The sequence below is a fragment of the Corallococcus terminator genome, from assembly GCF_003611635.1.
In the GTDB taxonomy this organism is placed as follows: Bacteria; Myxococcota; Myxococcia; order Myxococcales; family Myxococcaceae; genus Corallococcus; species Corallococcus terminator.
In genome coordinates this window covers 1-20,083 of the sequence record NZ_RAVZ01000103.1, presented here as the reverse complement: position 1 = coordinate 20,083, position 20,083 = coordinate 1, and the positions used below count along the sequence as shown (strand labels likewise).

The 20,083-nt window shown below is 68.2% G+C and carries 15 protein-coding genes and 2 tRNA genes; 9 read left to right on the top strand and 8 right to left on the bottom strand.

The window, feature by feature from the left end; translation table 11 throughout:
* Positions 1-2: 2 nt before the first annotated feature.
* The 7 genes from D7V88_RS16670 to D7V88_RS16645 all read right to left on the bottom strand — a co-directional run bounded on the left by D7V88_RS16670 (position 3) and on the right by D7V88_RS16645 (position 9,259).
* On the bottom strand, positions 3-2,846 hold the full coding sequence (locus D7V88_RS16670) for a DUF8741 domain-containing protein (protein WP_120541636.1): 2,844 nt from the start codon (positions 2,844-2,846) through the stop codon (positions 3-5).
* Positions 2,843-8,191: a DEAD/DEAH box helicase family protein gene (locus D7V88_RS16665; RefSeq protein WP_244238187.1), complete on the bottom strand. Its 5,349-nt coding sequence runs from the start codon at positions 8,189-8,191 to the stop codon at positions 2,843-2,845. Before D7V88_RS16665 ends, D7V88_RS16670 begins: the two co-directional genes overlap by 4 nt.
* Positions 8,188-8,448, bottom strand: a complete 261-nt coding sequence (locus tag D7V88_RS16660) for a helix-turn-helix domain-containing protein (RefSeq protein ID WP_244238186.1) — start codon at positions 8,446-8,448, stop codon at positions 8,188-8,190. Before D7V88_RS16660 ends, D7V88_RS16665 begins: the two co-directional genes overlap by 4 nt.
* 87 nt (positions 8,449-8,535) lie before the next feature.
* Complete coding sequence (locus D7V88_RS16655; RefSeq protein ID WP_120541628.1) at positions 8,536-8,718, bottom strand: hypothetical protein; 183 nt, start codon at positions 8,716-8,718, stop codon at positions 8,536-8,538.
* A gap of 7 nt (positions 8,719-8,725) precedes the next feature.
* Positions 8,726-8,881, bottom strand: coding sequence for a hypothetical protein (locus D7V88_RS43030; RefSeq protein ID WP_158625089.1), 156 nt, complete (start codon positions 8,879-8,881; stop codon positions 8,726-8,728).
* Between the two features lie 208 nt (positions 8,882-9,089).
* Positions 9,090-9,162, bottom strand: a tRNA-Glu gene (locus tag D7V88_RS16650).
* 24 nt (positions 9,163-9,186) lie between these two features.
* Positions 9,187-9,259 (bottom strand) — tRNA-Lys (locus D7V88_RS16645).
* Positions 9,260-9,442: 183 nt separating this feature from the next.
* On the opposite strand from D7V88_RS16645, the gene greB reads away from it, so the two are divergent.
* From greB to D7V88_RS16620, 5 genes are all read left to right on the top strand, one after another.
* Positions 9,443-9,979 (top strand): transcription elongation factor GreB, encoded by a 537-nt coding sequence (greB, locus tag D7V88_RS16640; RefSeq protein WP_120541627.1) that lies wholly within the window; start codon positions 9,443-9,445, stop codon positions 9,977-9,979.
* Positions 9,980-9,988: 9 nt separating this feature from the next.
* Positions 9,989-10,987, top strand: coding sequence for a deacetylase (locus D7V88_RS16635; RefSeq protein ID WP_120541626.1), 999 nt, complete (start codon positions 9,989-9,991; stop codon positions 10,985-10,987).
* Between the two features lie 196 nt (positions 10,988-11,183).
* Complete coding sequence (locus tag D7V88_RS16630) at positions 11,184-12,503, top strand: PhoH family protein (RefSeq protein ID WP_120541625.1); 1,320 nt, start codon at positions 11,184-11,186, stop codon at positions 12,501-12,503.
* Positions 12,504-12,534: 31 nt separating this feature from the next.
* Positions 12,535-12,852: an HP0495 family protein gene (locus D7V88_RS16625; protein ID WP_120541624.1), complete on the top strand. Its 318-nt coding sequence runs from the start codon at positions 12,535-12,537 to the stop codon at positions 12,850-12,852.
* Positions 12,853-12,940: 88 nt separating this feature from the next.
* Positions 12,941-13,702, top strand: a complete 762-nt coding sequence (locus D7V88_RS16620; protein WP_120541623.1) for an SAM-dependent methyltransferase — start codon at positions 12,941-12,943, stop codon at positions 13,700-13,702.
* A 71-nt stretch (positions 13,703-13,773) separates the two neighbouring features.
* Here D7V88_RS16620 and D7V88_RS16615 read toward each other — a convergent pair whose 3' ends face one another.
* Positions 13,774-14,862 (bottom strand): diacylglycerol/lipid kinase family protein, encoded by a 1,089-nt coding sequence (locus tag D7V88_RS16615; protein WP_120541622.1) that lies wholly within the window; start codon positions 14,860-14,862, stop codon positions 13,774-13,776.
* A gap of 406 nt (positions 14,863-15,268) precedes the next feature.
* Between D7V88_RS16615 and dnaK the strand changes: the two genes are divergently transcribed.
* From dnaK to D7V88_RS16595, 4 genes are all read left to right on the top strand, one after another.
* Entirely contained in the window at positions 15,269-17,182 is a 1,914-nt protein-coding gene (gene dnaK, locus D7V88_RS16610) for a molecular chaperone DnaK (RefSeq protein WP_120541633.1), read from the top strand.
* 235 nt (positions 17,183-17,417) lie between these two features.
* Positions 17,418-18,278: a hypothetical protein gene (locus tag D7V88_RS16605; RefSeq protein ID WP_120541621.1), complete on the top strand. Its 861-nt coding sequence runs from the start codon at positions 17,418-17,420 to the stop codon at positions 18,276-18,278.
* Between the two features lie 36 nt (positions 18,279-18,314).
* Entirely contained in the window at positions 18,315-18,722 is a 408-nt protein-coding gene (locus tag D7V88_RS16600) for a thiol-disulfide oxidoreductase DCC family protein (protein ID WP_120541620.1), read from the top strand.
* Positions 18,723-18,773: 51 nt separating this feature from the next.
* Positions 18,774-20,083 (top strand): AAA family ATPase (locus D7V88_RS16595; RefSeq protein ID WP_158620384.1); only part of this gene is annotated, 1,310 nt, incomplete at its 3' end.

Below are 20,083 nucleotides of genomic sequence, written 5' to 3'. Positions count from 1 at the left end.
GTTCAGTCCACCTTCGGCAGCAGGACGAAGAGCCCGATGATGTCCGCAGGGAGCAGTGCCTTCACGCTGTAGCGGCCGAGAGCCTCGGCGGCTTCGCGCACACGACGATGGTCGGCGAGGAGCGCCTGCGCGCGCCTCTCGGCGAACGCATCCAGTTCCGGCAGGCGCGTCTCAAGCTGGCCGAGCGCCTGGGTGACGGCGCGCTCGCGCACGTGCGGCGGCGGGTCGGAGATCGGAATGGGCGAGAGCAAGTTGAGCGCGTCCGGCCCTTCGAGGGGGCTCGGGCCACCCGTCCACGCGATGGCGGTCGCCTCCTCGACGAGGAGCGTTGTCGCCTGCTGTGCGCGCTGCGACGTGAGCTGGTGGCGAAGCCGCACCAGCGCCACCAGCGTACGCGCCGTGATGCCGTCGGCCACCCAGCATCCGACACGCCCGAGCACGCCCGGGTCGTTCACGTCGGCGATGGCGCTGTTCCCGAGAGTGCGTTCGAGCAGCGTCTCGGCGAGCACCGAGACGAGCGGATGGCTGCGCTGCACCGGACGGCAGCGCGGCGCGGGCGGGTACTCGAAGTCGATGAGGAGCGAGCCTTCAAGCCCCTCCACCTCGAGGCGCTCGCGCACGTCCTCAGGAAGCGCGGTGAGCGGCGTCTTGAAGCCTCTGCGCCCCGAGCTGCCCACGGGCTCAAGTGCTCCGCCCAGACGTGCCAGGGCGCGCCCCGTGAATCGCTGGACGTCCTCCTTGCCGCCGAGCGCGGCGAGGGACTTCTTCCACTCAGGGAGCACGTCTTCGGGCTTCAGGCGTCGCTGCGCGAAGACGGTGCGATTCTTCTTCGCCTTCTCAGCGGCGTCGAGCCAGCGCGACTCGATGGCCTTGGCCTCCTCCATCTCGACGAACGAGAAGGCCTGCTGGCGCTTGCTGTCGCGCTCGCGGTTGCGGAGCAAGACGGCCTTCATCAGCGCCTGGCTGAGCGTGTGCCTATCGTCGGGCAGCGGCACCAGCACGCCGAGCTCCTCACGGATCTTATCGGCCTTCTTGAGGATGACCTCGAACACCGCGCCGTCGACGGGGTTGTTCGCGCCGTAGAGCAACGTGGCGCGCACCACGCCGCTCTTCTGCCCAAACCGGTCGACGCGCCCTTCGCGCTGCTCATGACGCGTGGGGTTCCACGAGAGGTCGTAGTGAATGACGGCGTCGAAGTGGTCCTGGAGGTTCACGCCCTCGGAGAGGCAGTCGGTGGCGATGAGGATGCGCTGCTCCGCGTCGCCGAGCAGCTCCACCTTCTCCTTGCGCTCGTCGGAGGTCAGCTCGCCAGTGACGACGTCGACGGTGACGCTCTTGATCTTCGAGCCGAGGTGTTGCCCGAGGTAGTGGGCCGTCGCGATGTAGCGGCAGAAGATGACGGGGTTGAAGCCCTCCTTCACCAGCTCGGCGACGTGGTCGGTGAGGAGCTTGAGCTTCGGATCTCCTGCCTGTCCCGCGAGCTCCTCGGCCTGGGAGATGAGCGCGGCGAGTGCCTTGTCGTCGAACGCTGCGGGCGGCTCGACGTCGTCGTCCGGTAGCGCGTCGGCGGCACCGTCGAACACGCGCGCTTCGACGTCGTCCTCGGCGATCTCCTCTTCGAGGCCCGCGCGCGTGCGGAGGGCCTGCACTGCGGCCGCAGGGCTCGACGCCACGCAGCGCATGAGGGCCAGCGTGCCCCAGAAGTTGAGGCGCTGCTTCTTCGTGTCCTCACCGGCCGCTGCGACGACGGACGCACAGTAGTCGAGCACGGCGTCGAAGAAGCGCTCCCACGTGCCCGTGAGCTTGTAGGTCAGCTCCTTCGTCTCGCGGCGCGGGAAGATGTTGCCTTCCTTCCATTCGGCGATGTCGGGGCGACGGCGCTGGACGAAGTGCGCGGCGAGGCGGTCGCGAAGCTTCTTGTGCTCGTCGCCCGCCGTGTTCGCGAGCGCCGCGAAGTCAGTGTGCAAGAGCCCGAGGAGTCGGAAGTAGGCGTCCTCGTCACCGCTATGCGGCGTCGCCGTGAGCATCACCAGGTGGCGCGTCTTCTCGCTGACGAGCCCCTTCAGCAGCTCGTAGCGCTGATGGCGCCCCTGGCCGGTCGACGCACAGGTATGCGCCTCGTCGACGATGACCAACTCGGGGCATGCGCGAAGGAACTCTGCGCGACGACGCTCGCTCTTGATGTAGTCGAGGCTGACGACCGTATGCGCGTGCGTCGTGAAGATGCTCTCGCTCGGCGGGAGGTTGCGCTCGAGGCGGGCGGCACTCGCCGCTGTGACTGCGACGGGCCGGAGGTGGAAACGCCCCTCAAGCTCGGTCACCCACTGGTCCACGAGGTGCGGCGGGCAGAGCACCGCGAAGCGCTCGACGTCGCCGCGGTCGAGCAGCTCGCGCGCGATGAGCGCGGCCTCGATGGTCTTGCCGATGCCGACGTCGTCGGCGATGAGCAACCGGACCGGATCGAGCTTCAGCGCCATGAGCAGTGGCACTAGCTGGTAGGCACGCGGCTCGATGGCGATCTGGCCGAAGCTGCGGAACGGCCCCGCGCCACGTCGAAGCGACAGCACGAGGGCGTCGCGCAGGAGCAGCGCCGCGTCGTGGCCGGCCTTCTGTGTGGGCTCGGGTTTCGGAAACGAGGCGTCGGCGACCGGCACGGCCTCGAGCGCCATGTGGATGTACGTCTGGTCCTCTTCGGAGCCCGACACCGGGCGCACCCGAAGCACCTCGGCGTCGCTGCCCGAGAGTACGATCCACTCTCGGCCGCGCGCGCGAACGAGGCTGCCGGGGCTCCATAGTGCTGCGGCGTGGGATGCGTGCGGTGTCGAGGTCGTCGCCGTCGTGCTCACGCCGGCCTCCCGAGGAGCTTCGCAAGGGTCGAGGTAGGACCGGCCCACACCGCTTCGCTCTCGCCCAGGACCACGACTTCGAAGCCCTTATTCTCCAGCTTGCTTGCAAGATCGCTGCTCTCCGCGAAGAGCGCGGCGACGTAGTGGCCTCGCCACACGAGCGCGACGGCCTGTCCATCAATCACGAGGGGCTCCGAGTCAGGTGAAGGAAGCTCGCGTCCACATGCGTAGGTGCACCACGCGGACGCGAGATCGCCGCTGGCAGAGATGGGAGGCGGCTCCGTGGGCCGCCGCGTGACCGGCGCTTCGAGGCCCTTGAGCCTGCCGCGTGCGAGGCGCAGCAAGAGCGCGCGGGCGTCCTCGTCGCGGCGATCGAGTTGCTCATGGTCCGGCTGGTTGAAGTACGACATCACGCAGCGGTAACAGGCCGCGACACATGCGGTGCCGGGCTGGTCGACCAGCGTCGTCGCGACGGTCGGCAGGCCGTTCGACAGGTCGAAGTGCATGATCTCGAGCGCGCACTTCGCCACCTCGGCAAGGCGCTCGGGCTCGGCGACCAACCGTGTGAGGACACCGGCGCCGCCTTCGGTCGCTTCGTAGAACAGGAAGCCTGTGCGCGCGTCGCGCTGGGGCATCGGCTCGGCGAGGATTTCGCCTTCCTCGAGCTGGAACACAGCTTCGATGCCACGCAGCAGCGCGTGCTGCAGGGTGGTCAAGGTGGTCTGCGAGACCTCAGCGTCACTCGGCTGAAGGAGCAGCGCGTTCTTGCGGTCCTGTACGCTCGGGACGATCCACTGCCGGGGTGACGCGGTCGGATTGGAGGCCTCGTCGCCTTCGTCCTCGTTCTTCGCCCAGTATCCCGAAACCGGGTCCATCATGAACCCGAGTTGCGTGCGCTTCTTTCGGCGGCGCAGGCCCTTGTTCAGGCGCGTGATGGTGGCGCCCGGTCCGTACGCGAGCCGAGCGAGTTCGCCGTCGTCGTCGAGGGCGACGCCCCGACGCACGTCGAGCGCGTGGTCGCGCGTGGCCCACTCGAACGTGGTCTGCAGCTCGAAGCCTTGGCGCTGGCGCTCCTCGTCGTTCGCAGTGATGCGCTCGGCAGGCTGCGTCGATACGTTCTCGATGCGGTACGTGTGGTTGACGATCTCCGCGTCGCCGAGCGACGCGCTGCACGCGTGGCACATCGACGTTTCGTCGGTCCAGTGGCCCGCACCGCACGCCTTGCAGATGCGGACCGTCTTCGTCGGGAGACGCACGTCCGTCGTGGCGCTCGCCTGATGGTTGAGCGACAGCATCGCCCGCACGACGCGGTACGCGCGTCCCTCGTGGTAGACGAGACTCCTCGGCCCGAACTCCGAGAGCGCGAGGAAGCGAGGCCGCTGCAAGTACGTCTGCCGCCCGCGCCCGTCGTTGGTCGCCGGGATGTACGCCATCAGCGGGAGGCGCGGGAAGTTGTAGCCCGGCAGAAAGCCCTCGGTCGCGAGGTAGCGGTACGTATTGAAGTCGCTCGACGGACTGTTCGAGTTTCGCGTGTCCGACTGCAGCAGGTTGAGCTGGTCGATGGCCTGCGCGTGGCGGCTCTGCGCGGCGCGCTTCTCGTTCTGCGGCGCGGAGTAGTCGTCCATCGTGCGGCGCGCGGCGTCGCGCTGCTGCTCGGCGGCGGCGAAGAGGTCACGCCAGCGGTTAAAGGCCTGTTCGAAGCGCCTGAGCGCGCGCTCCACAACCTCGTCGGCGAAGACGTCGCGGCCCGGGTACCAAGGCGCGAGCGCGGGCGAGAGGTCTTCCTCGAGCAGATTGAGGACACGCTGGATGCGACGGCGGGCTTCGTCGGCCACCTTCGGGAGCGCCATCGGCTCCTTCACTTCCTGCTTGAGCGGGCGCCCCGTCTCCGAGAGCACGAGCAGCTTGGCAATCGACGGTTCGAGCGGCAGCTCCGTGCAGGCGAGCCAGACCGCCGAGAGGTGGCTCTCGACAAGGTCGCGGTTCGCGAGGTCGAGGAGCGGCGGGCGAACCTCGCCATGCACCATCGCCTTGGGGTCGCGGAAGAAATACTGATCGTGCGGGCTCTGCGAGGAGCTGTACGTCAGCACCAGCGCGGCCTGTCCGCTGCGGCCCGCGCGACCGCTGCGCTGCGCGTAGTTCGCGGGCGTCGGCGGGACGTTGCGCAGGTACACGGCGTTCAGCGCCGAGATGTCGACGCCGAGTTCCATCGTCGGCGAGCAGAAGAGAACGGGCAGGAAGCGGTTGGCCTCGCCGATCTCGCGGAGGTGCTTCTCGTCGGAGCCGAGCTCTTCGCGCTCCTTCGCACCGAAGCGGAAGCGCTTCTCGCGCACCGCGCGCTTCTCGCCGTCGACCTGTGCGGTGTGCTCACGCGCCTCGAATCCGAAGAGCGGGTGGACGGGCTTGCGCAGCGTGGCCGCGAGGTTGGCGTAGAAGTCGCGGAAGAACGCGTCTTCGTTCGGGTGGTTCGGGTCGATGACGGGCGTGCCGCGCTTGAAGAGCACGCAGGCGTCGTTCAGGCGGAAGCCGGTCTGGTCGCCGAACGGCGTGACCTCCTCGGACACGAGCCCGTGGGTGACGGCGGCCTTGAGCAGTGCCTCAATGAGTGCGTCGAAGTGCCTGGACTTGAGCGCGCGCACTGCCGAAGGCTCCGACCAGAGCGTGCGCCCATCGGGCTCCTTCGACGTTCGTGTGCCACGCGACGACTTCAGGAGCTTTCCGAGCGAGCTGCGCGAGCCGCCGCGAACGACGAGGTCCTCGTCTCGCAGGCTGGTGTCCTTGCGTGGCGGCGGCGAGATGAGCAGCCAGCGTGCCTTGCGCGGCTTCTCGTCGTTGCCGAAGCCCCAGGGCGCACGGAGGCGGCTGTGGGACTTCTGCAGCATCTGCTCAATGACCGTCGGGTCGAGCACCTGGCTGCGGATCGCCATCCACTTCCGCAGATGATCGAAGACCTCCATGTAGACCGCTTTGCGCACGGCGGGCGACGCGAGCCGCAGGAGGTCGGGCGCGGCCGCGAACAGCTCCTCGTCCGAGGCCAAGTCGTCGATGCCGAGGTACTCGACGTCGACCAGCCCGAGCTGCTCGAGGTTCGGGTTCGTGTACCGCCAGCCGCGGCGTTGATCGAACCACACGCGGTACGAGAGCACCTGCCGGAGCGCGCTCTCGGCCTCCTGCAGGTTGAAGCCCTTGAGCGACGGCTCGAGGAGCCACTCGCTGCGCAGCTCCGGCGCGGGGCGGTCGAAGCCGAGCGCTCGCTGCTGGGCGGCGCCGAGCTCGTCGCTGCGCAGCCCCTTGTCGCCCGCCATGTCAAGCGCGCCAAGAAAGGCGGCGCGGATAAGGCTCACGAACAGGAAGTCGTTGAAGTGGCCCGACTGGAGCGCGGCGTCCTGGCGGTTGTCGGTGAAGCCGAGCAGCTTCCTCGTGTGCGTCGGGAGACCCGAGTCCTTCCCGTGCATCCACCGGAGCGCGCTCGAGACGAGCACCGTGGTCGCCGAGCTTCGGCCTTCAGCCGAGAGCGACGCGAGGCGCGTGCGATCGCGGGCCGAGGTGCTGTGCGTCGCCCCACAGCGAAGGCAGAACCGGAAGCGGCCAGGGATAAACCATGCCTTCGCGCCGGAGCCCACCTTGCCGTTCGGGGCAACGATGACCTCGCGCGCGCGCGCGCTGCGGTAGTGGTTCTTGATGCGCGGGTTGCCGGCGGCGTCGAAGTCGAGCCAGGTCTCGGGGTAGTCCTCGTCGCGGTCGTCGAACGTGAACTCGGTGTCGCGCGCGTGCAGCGTGATGAAACCGAAGACCTCGCGATCGGGCGACTCGTCCTCTTCCTCTGGCTCGTCGTCGTCCGACTTCGCCGGGGCGGCGTCGTCGATGTCGCGCGCGAGGAACTTCCGCTCGCCGTCCTCCGAGACGAAGCGGACCGGGTGGTACTCGTGCCCACACTCGCGGCAGAAGTGTACCGGGTAGAGCCGCTTGTCGGGATCGCCGGGCAGGTACTGCTGCCCCTCCACCGTGACGATCCGTTCGCCCGGAGGCTCGAAGGTCGCGAAGGCATGGCCGGCGCCCGAGATGAACTGGTGCAGCTTGAAGGCGAAGAAGCTCCGATGGGACGCCGACTCGTTGCCCGTGCGGTCTGCCTCGGGGAGGCTCGACACAAGGAGCAACGTGCGGAGCGCGTCCTTGCACGCCTGTTCGTCACGCCCTGCCTCGGTGGCAAGTTCGCGCGCGGCCTCATCGAGCGTTCGCGGGCGAGCACGGTGCCACGCAGGGTTCGCGTCCGTCGTCGTGATGCCAAGGCGCGTCTCGGTCCAGATGGCGAGCGGATGGTTGCGGAGCGCGTCGTTGGTTATGTTCGACGGGATGCCGGTGTCGATGGCCGGGCCGAGCGCGCTTCTTACCGACTCGGCGCGCTTCGACTTGTCGGTGACGCGTTCGAGCTCCTCGATGATGACGTGGCTCGGATCGACCGCCGCCGAGAACAGCTTGGACGCGACATTGGCGACGACCTCCTGCTTGTTCCGCGCGGTGCCCTCGCTGGCCATCGTTGCCGACGTGCCGATGCACTGGAGCTTCTCGGGGGACAGGCGCTCGCGGACGCGGCGCACGAGCAGCGCGACGTCGGCACCCTGGCGGCCTCGGTACGTGTGCAGCTCGTCGAGCACCAAGAAGCGCAGTCCCTGGCAGTTGCCGATCACCTTGCGATCGAGCTCGTCCTGCCGGGTCATCAGCAGCTCGAGCATCATGAAGTTGGTCAGCAGGATGTCGGGCGGGTTGTCGGCGATGCTTCGTCTCTTCTCGCTGTCCTCCTGGCCTGTGTATCGCTCGAAGGTGATGGGCTTCTCGCCCTGGACGTTCGCGACAAACTTGTCGAGCTCCTCGAGCTGGCTGTTGGCCAGCGCGTTCATCGGGTAGATGATGATCGCCCGCGTGCGGCGAGCGGCGCTCGCGCGCTTCTCGGCGAGCACGGCGCTCACGATCGGGATGAAGAAGCAGAGCGACTTGCCCGAGCCCGTGCCCGTCGTGACGACGTAGCTCTCGCCCTGCGAGGCGAGGACGACGGCCTGCTCTTGGTGCTTGTAGAGGGAGAGCGGCGCTCCGTCGGCACGGAAGATGTCGGCAGTGTGTGGGTCGAGAGCGCCGTTCGCAATGAGCGTCTCGAGATTCAGCCCGTGCTTGTAGTTCGGGTTGATCTGTAGGAGCGGGTCCGGCCAGAAGCGCCCCTCCGAGTAGATGGCCTCGACCTGCGCGCGGATGTCCTCCGCGTGGATGGTCGTGAACGAGGTCGCGAACTTCCGGTACTCGCCGACGATCGAGTCGCGCAGCAAAAAGACGTCCATGCTCTTGCCACTCACGAGAGCCCCCTCTTGGCCTTCGGGGGCTTTTTGGTGGCGGGCTTCTCGCCGCCCTCCGCGCCCCCATCGCGGACCCACTCGTCGACTTCGGAGAGCTTGAACCTCCAGAGGCGGCCGCTCTTGTGAGCTGGCAGATCTCGGGCCTCGATCCAGCGGTAGATCGAGTCCTGCGCCACTCCCAAGTGTTTCGCGACTTCGTCGACCGAGGACCAGGGCTCCGTCATCTCAAGTTGTTCCATGGGCACACGAGTGCCCATGCGACGGTATTCCACGGAGGGGGGCATCGAGAAGAGCGGGAGAGAGTCGGACAGGAGCGGTTTGGGGCCAGCGCCCCGTGGGTACCGTCAGACCTCGGCTTTGGCGGCAAGGTACTGGAACGACTGGGGCGGCGTCGTCGAGCCCGAGACGTCCTCGAGGTTCTTCGGCTTGGCGTACCGCTTGGGGTTTTTGACCGCGATCGCCATCGCGTGCTCGCGGCCGTCGAGGTAGCTGTCGAAGAACGCGCGCGCGATGCCCGCGTCGAACACGTTGTGCTCACACGTTGTGCTCAATGAGGTCGGCGCGGGTCAGTCGCGTCTTGAGCGCCGCGTTGTAGGTGAACCGGATCTGGGTCGGGTACCGGTGGCTTGCCCAGAACCCGCGCAGCTCTTGCCCGGTGAAGACGCTGTAGGGGGCGCATTCCTCAGCCACTGATGGGGCGACTAAGGCGCGAGGGCCGCGACATCATGTCGGGGACTCTTGCTCACCTACTTAGACGGGGAGGGGAGGGGAGGGGCAATTTCTGAAGGCCATTTCCGTACGTAGTCCGTACGTAATCGAGCGGACGCCAGCGAACCCCTACGAACGGTTCAGCCCCGTAAGTACCCTCTGTTTCCGGGTACTTACGGGGCTGTTCCAGTGTCCCCGACGGGATTCGAACCCGTGTCGCCGGCTTGAAAGGCCAGTGTCCTGGGCCTCTAGACGACGGGGACGTCTGCACTGCACTTCGACTGCTTTGAGTCGCGGGGGGCTCGAACCCCCGACCCTCGGCTTAAAAGGCCGGTGCTCTACCAGCTGAGCTAGCGACTCGCTATTCTTTTTTTCGCCGCCCCCACTGCTCGGCTGTCGCGAGGCGCTTCCTACCAGCAGCGCCCCAGGACTTCCACTGGCGATCGCAGCCCCCGCGACCTGACAGCCGCTTCCCACCTCCGGGTGAACATCCGCCCGGCCGGCGGCCTCCGTCTGTCAGCGTCCGGGGCTATACACAGGAGCATGGCCCAGGAAGTTCCCGATCCGCCCGAAGCCCCCGAGGACGAAGAGGAGGGGGAGCAGGCACCGCTGCGCCGCTACCTCACCCGGGCAGGGGCCGAGCGCATGCACAAGGAGCTGCTCCAGCTCCTCAACGAGGCGCGCCCCAAGGTCACCGCCGAGGTCTCCGCCGCCGCCGCCCAGGGTGACCGTTCAGAAAACGCCGAATACATCTACGGCAAGAAGCGCCTGCGGGAGATCGACCGGCGCATCCGCTTCCTCTCGAAGCGCCTGGACACGGCCACCATCGTCACCCCTTCGGAACAGGGGGATCGCACGAAAGTCTACTTCGGGGCCACCGTGACCCTGGAGGACGAGGGCGGAACGAAGCTCACGTATCAGATTGTCGGCTCGGATGAGATCGACGCCACCGGTGGCCGCATCAGCGTCGAGTCACCCATGGGCCGCGCGCTCCTGCGCAAATCCCCGGGTGACACCGTCGAGGTGCGGCGCCCCCGGGGGGAGATTGAACTCACCCTGGTGGACATTCGTTACGACTAGGACGCTCCCATGCCCTCCCGGACGCCGCAGATCAGTCCCCGGTTGCGCCGCACCTACCCGCGCCTGAGCGGCCTGGACCTGTCGTCCTCCGAAGGCGAGTCCCTGTCCCTGGACGACCTGGGTCTGGAGTCCAGCGGCGACCGCGTGGCCCTGGCGTTCGAGACCTACAGCCGCGAGGGCCTGGAGCGCGCCCTGGCCGCCTACGGCTTCACCCAGCGACTGGAGGAGCGCGTGGGCCCCTTCGAGCTGCGCCTGTCCTGCCAGGAGCCGTTCCAGCCGCGCCTCACCTTCTGGAGCCGCCGCTACCACACGCCCGTCGCGGACCTGTCCCTGCGCCGGGCCCTGGGCGCGGAGGTGGGCTTCACCCACGCGGCCGCGGAGGCCCCGCTGCTCTACGTGGACAGCCTCTTGCTGCAGCACCCGGGACGCCCCTTCGACTGGAACCGTCCGCCGCTTCCCGGGCAGCTCCACCCCGGGCTGTCCCTGTCGAACGACATCCTGGAACTGCTGCACCTGATGGCCCGCCGCATCGGCGCGGAGGCCGTGGCGCTGATGCCCGCGACGTTCGCGGCGGCGTGCGTCTACGAACCGCGCTACGCCTTCGTGGACGGCGCCGCCCAGGGCCGCTTCAGCGCCCTTCGCCGCGCCGGACGGGGCTGGCCGCGCTGGCTGCTGGCCTGGGCCGTGGAGCTGGGCTGCATGCGGGACGAGCAGGGACAGCCCGCCCTCTTCGCGCCCTCCGCGATGATCAGCCCCCTGTCCCGGCGCCTGTCCCGGCGCCTGGATACGCGCGGCTGGCACGAAGCGCAGCGCTTCCACGCGAAGCAGCCCTTGACCCTGGACGAAGAAGCCCTGCAGGCGCGCTTCCCCTGGGGCCGGATGCCCCCCGGCCCCCCGCCCGAAAGGGTGGTGGAGCTGCTCGGGTATGATCCGCTGTCCCCCGCATCGCCCCTGGATGAGGGCTGGGACCGCGCGTCAATTCCCCTGCGGTCCATCGCGGGAGTCTGAGGACGGCCCTGGGACGGTAGCGCCCGGGCGCGACGTGGACGGTGGCCGTGCTCTTTTGGACGTCCCTTCGTCGTCCGGGACGGGAATGCCGGTGGTGCCCCCTCGTTCGGTGCGTATATTGGGTTCAGCAGTCGTCCTCGTCCGTCGCTCGCCGTCCGCAATCGCACCCGAACCAAGTCAGGTCGCGAAGCCCTCGATGCGAAAGAACTTCATCCTCGACACGAACGTCCTCCTCCATGACCCCCGCAGCATCTACGGGTTCAAGGACAACAACGTCATCATCCCCATCTACGTCATCGAAGAGGTCGACAACTTCAAGCGCGACCTTTCCGAACTGGGACGCAATGCGCGACTGGTGGCGCGCTACCTGGATTCCTTCCGCGCTGAAGGCTCCCTGAAGGAGGGCGTCCCGCTGCCGCACGGCGGGATGCTGCGCGTGAGCTTCACCGACCGCGCGCTGCCGTCGTCCATGGTGGACAGCAACCTGGTGGACAACCGCATCCTCGCGGTGGCCCTGGACCTGATGGAGAAGGAGCCGGAGACGCAGGCCGTCTTCATCACCAAGGACACCAACCTGCGCATCCGCGCCGACGCCCTGGGCCTGTCCGCCCAGGACTTCGACACCGAGCGCGTGGAGATCACCGACCTCTACACCGGCTTCACCGAACTGCTCGCACCCCGGGAGCTGGTGGATCAGCTCTACAAGCCCGGCGGCGAGGTGGAGATCCCGCAGCAGGATCGGCTCTTCCCCAACCAACTGGTGCTGCTCAAGGACGAACTCAACCCGTCCCATACGGCGATGGCGCGCTTCAACGCGACCAAGGCGCGGCTCGTGCCGCTCGCGCGCCAGAGCAAGGAAGGCACCTGGGGCATCCGTCCGCGCAACATGGAGCAGGCGTTCTGCCTGGACCTCTTGCTCAACGACGAGATCAAGCTCGTGACCATCGTGGGCAAGGCGGGCACGGGCAAGACGCTGCTCGCCATCGCCGCGGGCCTGCAGAAGGTGACGGAGGAGGGGCTGTACCACAAGCTGCTCGTCAGCCGGCCCATCTTCCCCCTGGGCCGTGACATCGGCTACCTGCCGGGCAGCGTCGAGGAGAAGCTCAATCCCTGGATGCAGCCCATCTTCGACAACGTGGAGTTCCTGATGAACCTGAGCCGCGCGGACAAGAAGGCCGGGCGCGGCCACCACGAGCTGATGGACCTGGGGCTGATGGAGATCGAACCGCTCACGTACATCCGTGGACGCAGCATCCCCAACCAGTTCATCATCGTGGACGAGGCGCAGAACCTCACGCCCCACGAGGTGAAGACCATCCTCACCCGCGTGGGCGACAACACGAAGATCATCCTCACCGGCGACCCGTTCCAGATCGACAACCCGTACGTGGATTCGACCAACAACGGGCTCGTGCACGTGGTCAACCGCTTCAAGAACGAGAAGATCGCCGGCCACATCACCATGGCCAAGGGCGAGCGCAGCATGCTGGCCGAGCTGTCGGCCAACCTGCTGTGAGGCACCCGAAGTCCCCATTCCGAGAGATGTCATGACCCAGGACGGCTCCGACAAGCCCGCGGCCCCCGGTGAGGAGAAGAAGCCCCTCATCGAGTACCCCACCACCTACGAGTTCAAGGTGATGGGCAAGGTGACGAGCGACGACACGCTCAGCTTCGCCGAGCACGTGCGCCAGCTCTTCAAACGGAAGATGGGGACGGAGGTGTCCCCGGACTCCATCCGGGAGCAGCCCAGCAAGAAGGGCAACTACATCTCCCTGAGCGTGGCGGTGTTCCTGCTGTCCGAGGAGCAGCGCCGCGCCATCTACGAAGCGCTGCACGAGGATCCCCGCATCGTCTACTACCTGTGAGGCAGGCGCCGCGCGGGGTCCATCCCAGGGTGGGGAACGGGGCGTGCGGTGGCTGGAAGTCCGGCCGGGCTGCGTATATGAGGGTGGCATGAGTCCCGCCGAGCCATTCCCGCTGTACCACCCGCCGGGTGCGCAGCGCGCGTTCGGCTCCGACGACGCCACGCGCCGCTTCGCCAAGGTGGCCCAGCTCGACCCAGGCTCGCGCGTGCTCGTGCTCGGCTGTGGGCCCGAGGGCGGCGCCGCCGTGCTGCTGGCCGAGGAGCTGCGGTGCTCCGTGGTGGCCGTGGACACCGACGAAGCCCTGGTGTCCCCCGTGCGCGAGCGCGTGCGTTCCCAGGGCCTGTCGGATCGCATCGAGGTGCGCCGCGTGGCCCCGGATGCGCTGGGCATGCTGGACGGACCCTTCCACGGCATCCTCGTGCCGGGGCGCGTGCAGTACCCGCTGGACGTGTCGCTGCGCGTGTTCCGCGCGCTCCTGGGCAAGCGCGGTCGCGTGGGCTTCACCTTCCCGGCGCGCGTGGGCCGCTTCACGCCCAAGCCGGTGCTGGACTTCTGGGAGAAGCGCCTGGGCGCGCCGCTGCTCCTGCCGCGCGAACTGCTCCAGGCGCTGGAAGGCGCCGGCTACGAGCCGGAATCCGTGGAGTCGCTGCACGACACGGAGCTGGACGCGCTCTACCGGGACATGGAAGCGCACCTGCCCCAGGGCGCCGCACCGGAGAGCGCGGCCTTCCGCGAGGAGCTGGCCCTGCACCAGGAGCACAACCAGCGACCGGGCGTCAGCTACGCGTTCGCGGTGGGACGGCGCAAGGAACCGGGTGAGAAGCCCCCCGCGTCGCGCGACCGGGGCTGAACGCCGCTTGTTGTCGGGGGCATCACCGCCCCCACCGGAAGGGCCCGTGACGACGGGCCCCCCTCTTCGAGCTACTGCACGCCGTTGAAGTCGAGCAGCTCGATGGATTCCGAGGCCACCGACAGCGTGAGCTGCTCGCGGTAGCCGGCCGCGTCGCCGCCGACCTGGAAGGGCATGGGGCGCGCGAAGCGGATGGTGACGTCCTTCGCGTGGAAGTCGTGCAGGCCTTCCGGGGCCCAGCGGCCGTTCCAGAGGCGGGGCAGGTTGGCCAGCACCTGCGTGGGCGACACCTGGCCCAGGCGCAGTTGCATGAAGCCCCGGCGGTCATTGGCGTAGGGGAACATGCGGAAGCCGTAGCCGTAGAAGGGCATGGTGCCCGCGGCGGCCATCATCAGCTTGCCCCGGAAGAGCACGGCGCCCGGCGCGATGGGGCCGCCCACCTCGTGGCCTTCCGCGCCCAGGCGGTACGCCTCCGACGCGCCGTTGACGACTTCGCACTCCACCAGCACGGAGCTGGTGAGGTAGTGCGGCACCGTCTTGAAGGCCACCGCGGAGAAGTAGCCGCCACCGCCGGACATGACCCGCTTGAACATGCCCTTGCCCAGGGTCTCCTTCACGGCGATGTAGTCGTTGAGCACCTTGCCATCCACGCCCAGCCCCGCGAAGGGCGCGCGCTGGCCGTCCACCTGCACCAGGTCCATGGTGCGCACGCTGGGGAACTCCGCCGCGCGCGCCCGCACCACGTCATTGAGGATGCCGTCGCCCCGGGTGCTGGAGGCGTTGACGAACGCCGCGATGCCGTTGCCCGTGCCCAGCTTGAGGATGCCGAAGCGCGGCGCGGCCTGCCCGGCGAACTTCCCGCGCGGACCCACCTGCTGCAGCACCTCATTGACGAAGCCCATGAAGGTGCCGTCGCCGCCGCCGGTGAACACCGTGGGGTAGCCCCGCTCCAGCACCGTCTGCGCGATGCGGCGCGCGTCCAGCGGCGAGCGCGACAGGAAGAGGTCCTCCTCCGGCACCACGTGCGACAGCAGCTTGACCACCCGGGCGTCCACCTTGCGGGCGTTCGCGTTCAGCATGACCGCGACCTTCGGTTCGGCGGACGGGAGCGCCGACGGGGAGCGGCGGAAGTCCGTGGAACGAAGGGGCTGGACCAGCATGGACGACTCCAGGGGGAGGGGGGCAGGCATGACAGCGATGACGCGGTTGGGGCTGTGCACTTTTCTCGCCAACCCCTGACGCAAGGTGTCAGGTGCGCGGGTCACAGGAGTTTCAAGGGGTTGCACGGTTTGCTGGTGGCCAATGTGAACGCTCGGTTGCTACCGCCGGGTGACGGCGGTGTAGAGCGCGTTACGCACCCGTGGCGCGTGGATGGCGGGCAGGTGACAGAGCCCCCGTCCTGGCCTGCGCACTGCGCTACGCAGGCAGCGTCATCACCTTTGCGCTGGGTGCCCGGTCCCACGGGGAAACCCGCCCTTGCGTTTGACACGCCAGGGGGGGTGGTTACGTTGGGCATACATCGGGATTTCGCAGGAAAAACGCAGTCATTTCCGGAGGATGGGAACCGTGGGCAAGATTATCGGAATCGACCTGGGCACCACGAACAGCGTGGTGGCGATCATGGAGGGTCGCGAGCCCAAGGTCATCGTCAACGAAGAGGGTACCCCCACCACGCCGTCCGTGGTCGCGTTCACCAAGGATGGGGAGCGCCTGGTCGGTCAGGTGGCGAAGCGTCAAGCCATCACCAACCCGGAGCAGACCATCTACTCGGTGAAGCGCTTCATGGGCCGCCGGTACGAGGAGACCACCGAGGAGGCGAAGCTCGTCCCCTACAAGGTGGCCCGGGGTCCCAACGGCGATGCGCGCGTGGACATCAGCGGCAAGCAGTACAGCGCGCCGGAGATCAGCGCGCAGGTGCTCTTGAAGCTCAAGCGCGCCGCGGAGAACTACCTGGGTGAGAAGGTGACGGAGGCGGTCATCACCGTCCCGGCCTACTTCAACGACGCCCAGCGCCAGGCCACCAAGGACGCGGGCGAGATCGCCGGCCTCACGGTGCGCCGCATCGTGAACGAGCCCACCGCGGCCGCGCTCGCGTACGGCATGGACAAGAAGAAGGATGAGAAGATCGCCGTCTACGACTTCGGCGGCGGCACCTTCGACGTGTCCATCCTGGAAGTCGGTGAGAACGTCGTGGACGTGCTGGCCACCAATGGCGACACGCACCTGGGCGGCGACAACATCGACCTGCGGATCATGGACTGGCTGATCAGCGAGTTCAAGAAGGACACCGGGCTGGACGTCAGCAAGGACAAGATGGTCCTCCAGCGCCTGAAGGAGGCGGCGGAGAAGGCGAAGATCGAGCTGTCCAGCGCGATGCAGACGGACATCAACCTGCCGTTCCTCACGGCGGACGCCTCAGGTCCCAAGCACCTGAACGTGAAGCTCACGCGCGCCAAGTTCGAGCAGATGATCAACGATCTGGTCGAGCGTTCGCTGGAGCCGTGCCGCAAGTGCCTGAAGGACTCGGGCCTGGACCCGAAGGACCTCAACGAGGTCGTGCTCGTGGGCGGCTCCACGCGCATCCCGATGGTGCAGGAGGCCGTGAAGCGGCTGTTCGGCAAGGAGCCGAACCGCACGGTGAACCCGGACGAGGTTGTGGCCGTGGGCGCCGCGGTGCAGGCCGGCGTGCTCTCTGGCGAGGTGAAGGACATCCTCCTGCTGGACGTGACTCCGCTGTCGCTGGGCGTGGAGACGCTGGGCGGCGTGATGACGAAGCTCATCGAGCGCAACACGACCATCCCCACGCGCAAGTCGGAGACCTTCTCCACGGCGGCGGACGGTCAGACCCAGGTGGAGATCCACGTGGTGCAGGGTGAGCGCGAGATGGCGGGCGACAACCGCAGCCTCGGCCGCTTCCACCTGACGGGCATGCCCCCCGCGCCGCGCGGCGTGCCGCAGATCGAAGTGACGTTCGACATCGACGCGAACGGCATCTTGAACGTCAACGCCAAGGACAAGGCGACGGGCAAGGAGACGAAGGTCACCATCAGCCATTCGTCCGGTCTGTCGAAGGACGAAGTGGAGAAGATGGTCACCGACGCTCGCAGCAACGAGGCCGCGGACAAGGCGCGTCGCGAGCTGATCGAGGTGAAGAACCAGGCGGAGAGCCAGTCCTACGCCGCGGAGAAGATGGTCAAGGAGAACAAGGACAAGCTCACCCCCGAGGTGGCGAAGGCCATCGAGGACGGTGTCGCGGAGCTGAACGCGGTCCGCGAGGGGCAGGACAAGGACGCCATCAAGGCGGCCCTGGACAAGCTCCAGCAGGCCAGCTTCAAGGCGGCGGAGGAGATGTATCGCGCCACCGGCGGCGCGCCGGGTGCCACGCCTCCTCCGGGTGGCGAGCCGAACGCCGCGCCGGGCTCCAGCGCCCAGCCGGCCGCGAAGGACGACGTGGTGGATGCCGAGTTCCGCCAGTCGTAAGAACGTGAGGTCCCCGCCGCCGCGCGGCGGGAACTGAACATCCAGGGCCGGTGCTCCGCTGAGGGGTGCCGGCCCTGCTCTTTTGTCCTGCGGCCCTTCCACGGTGATGGACGGGGAGGCCGGACGCAGGATGTTCGCGGGCTTTCAACCCCGCGATTTCACGCGGATCCGGGGTGGCCGAGGCACTGCAAGGGACGGGCGGGTTCCTCGCTGTCCTTCAGGAAGGTGCTCCGCCATGTCCCGTATCGAGTCCCAACTGTCCGGCCTCCTCCCCGACCTCACCGCGGCCGAAGTCCCCTCTGGCCCCGCCTCCTCGGGCCCTCAGTCCGCGTCCCGTCCGCCCTCGGCGGTGCCGGCCAACTCCGTGGAGGTGTTCCGGGGAAGTGGCGTGCCGGCCTCGACCTCCGCATGGGCCTCCCAGGTGGCTCCCCGGGGACCGGAGGGCAACGGCTTCGACTTCGGCGTGAGCGGCGCCTTTCCGCCCCGGCCCACGGGCTCCCTGAAGGAGCAGGTGAAGCAGGGTGCGCTGCTGTTGGAGCAGACCCAGGCGGCTGCGGTCAGCGTGGCGCTGGACGTGGGCTCCTCGATGGACGCCTACGCGCGCAAGCACCTGGGGCACCTGGAGCCGAGCCCACCCATCGCGGGCTCGCCCACGTCGCTGACGGACTACACCAGCACCATTCCGGGCGTGTCGGCGAAGGAGGCCTACGCGTCCTTCGTGAGCCACCCGGAGATGCTCTTCGGCGCGGCGGGCATCTCCCTCAGGCCGGCGGCGAGTTCGCTGACGGACGGTGCCCGGCTGTTCCTGGAGGAACAGGGGCCGCCGCCGGTGTGGGCGCCCATCACCGTGAAGCTCGATGCGGAACAGCGCACCGTCCACATCACCACGCTGGATGGTCATCCTTTGCGCGGGACCAACCGTTTCATCTTCGACGACGACGGCACCGGGGGCACGCGCATCCGACAGTACTCAGCCTTCCAGGGAAGCTCTCCGGCGACGTCGGTGGGGCTCGCGTTGATGGACCCCATTGAACGACAGCACGACATCTGGCGCAGCGTGCACGGCCAACTGCACGAAATGCTCAAGGCCCGTTAGCATGGAGGGCACGGAAGGTTCGTGGGGAGGTGACGCGTGACGACGCTCCAGACAACGCCGCCGGGACATGACGTGGTCCTCTACGACAGCCACTGCCGCATCTGCAGCGGGGCTGCCAGGGAGATGCAGAAGCTGGTGGGCAACCAGGGCACGAAGCTGCTCTCGTTCCGCGACGAGGGCGTCCTGGACGCCTTCCCGGGGGTCACCCCCGAACGGTGCGAGAAGGCCATGCAGCTCATCCAGGCGGACGGCCGGGTGCTGGAGGGCGCGGAGGCCATCGTGCGGGCCATGGGGCGGCGCCCACTGGGCCGGCTGCTGTACGTGTACTACGTGCCGGGCCTGCGCCAGCTCGCGGATGCGGTTTATGGGATGGTGGCCCGCTACCGCTTCCGCATCGCGGGTCGCAACTGCCCCGACGGGGCCTGCGCGGTGCACTTCAAATAGGGGAAGGGAGGCGGGTAGCATGCGTCCTTCCCCGCTCTCCTCTGGCCCTCCGTGACCTCGCCTCCTCCCTACCTGCAGGCCGCCCAGTCCTTTCGTCGCTTCTTCGGGGAGCTTCGGGAGACGTACCTGGAGCGGGAGACGCTCTTCACGCAGATCGAACTGGCGCTCTTGTGCCGTGAGCACGTGCTGGTGGTGGGACCTCCCGGGACGGCCAAGAGCGCGGTGGCCAGCGCCGTCCTGGGTCGCATCACCGACGAGACGTCGGGACTGCCCTCGCTGTTCTCCAAGCAGATCGCCGAATCCACCCTGCAGACGGACCTCATCGGGCCGGTGGACTTCAAGGTCCTCACGGAGACGGGGCGCACGGAGTACCTCACCGACGAGGGCATGCTGGGCTCGGTGCACGCGTTCCTGGATGAAGTCTTCGACGGCCGGGACATGCTGCTGCGCTCCATCCTCAACGTGATGTACGAGCGGGAGCTGAAGCACGGCCGCAAGGTGACGGCCGGACGCACCGAGTGCGTCGTGATGACGAGCAACCGCTACCTCACGGAGGTGCTCGCGCGCTCGCCGGAGCTGCTGCTGGCGTTCGCGGACCGGCTGAGCTTCATCTGCTTCGTGCCCAAGGCCTTCGCCCGGCGGGAGAGCCGGGCCGCGATGCTGCACCGCTTCGTGCACGGCACCCGGCCGGACCTGCACGCCACGCTGACGCTGCAGCAGTTGGATCTGCTCCAGGACGCGGTGGCGCAGGTGAAGGTGCCCGGCAACGTGCTCGAAGGCGTGGAGATGCTGACGGACGCGCTGGAGCGCTCGCTGGTGGCGCAGGTGTCGAAGCTGCCGGACTACGTGCCCACGAAGTACTTCTCCCAGCGGTCGGTGGTGAAGGCGCTGTGGACGCTCAAGGCCGCGGTGGTGCGCGATCAGATCTACCGCCGCCCGGATCGGCCGCTCGAAGCGACGGTGGAGGACCTGGACGCGCTGCGCTGGTTCTTCCTGCTGGGAGGCCCGCCCGCGGCGGAGGCGGACGCGCTGCTCAAGGCGGCGGTGGATCCTCGCGAGCGGGCGCAGTTGGAGATCGTCCGGCTGGAGCAGCGCACCTTCGACGAGGTGCTGGGCAAGGTGCGCCAGGAGCTGGGCGGAGGCGTGGAGCGCGAGGCGACGACGCTCGCGGCGGCCGACGACGTGACCGCCGCGGAGGCGCTGAGCCGCAACTGGCAGGCGGGCGTGGTGTCCAGCACCGCGCGCGGTGTGCTGGGCAAGCTGGTGCCGGGTCCGCGCCACGGTCAGAACCGCGCCCCGCTGCTGGTGGCGGCACGTGCGCTGGTGGCGGCGCTGGAGCAGCGGCTGTCGCGGGGCATGGC

What these genes read in the sequence shown, in the direction of transcription:
- D7V88_RS16660 (WP_244238186.1), bottom strand. Translation starts at nt 8,448, where the DNA reads ATGGGCACTCGTGTGCCCATGGAACAACTTGAGATGACGGAGCCCTGG.
- greB (WP_120541627.1), top strand. Translation starts at nt 9,443, where the DNA reads ATGGCCCAGGAAGTTCCCGATCCGCCCGAAGCCCCCGAGGACGAAGAG.
- D7V88_RS16635 (WP_120541626.1), top strand. Translation starts at nt 9,989, where the DNA reads ATGCCCTCCCGGACGCCGCAGATCAGTCCCCGGTTGCGCCGCACCTAC.
- D7V88_RS16630 (WP_120541625.1), top strand. Translation starts at nt 11,184, where the DNA reads ATGCGAAAGAACTTCATCCTCGACACGAACGTCCTCCTCCATGACCCC.
- D7V88_RS16625 (WP_120541624.1), top strand. Translation starts at nt 12,535, where the DNA reads ATGACCCAGGACGGCTCCGACAAGCCCGCGGCCCCCGGTGAGGAGAAG.
- D7V88_RS16620 (WP_120541623.1), top strand. Translation starts at nt 12,941, where the DNA reads ATGAGTCCCGCCGAGCCATTCCCGCTGTACCACCCGCCGGGTGCGCAG.
- D7V88_RS16615 (WP_120541622.1), bottom strand. Translation starts at nt 14,862, where the DNA reads ATGCTGGTCCAGCCCCTTCGTTCCACGGACTTCCGCCGCTCCCCGTCG.
- D7V88_RS16605 (WP_120541621.1), top strand. Translation starts at nt 17,418, where the DNA reads ATGTCCCGTATCGAGTCCCAACTGTCCGGCCTCCTCCCCGACCTCACC.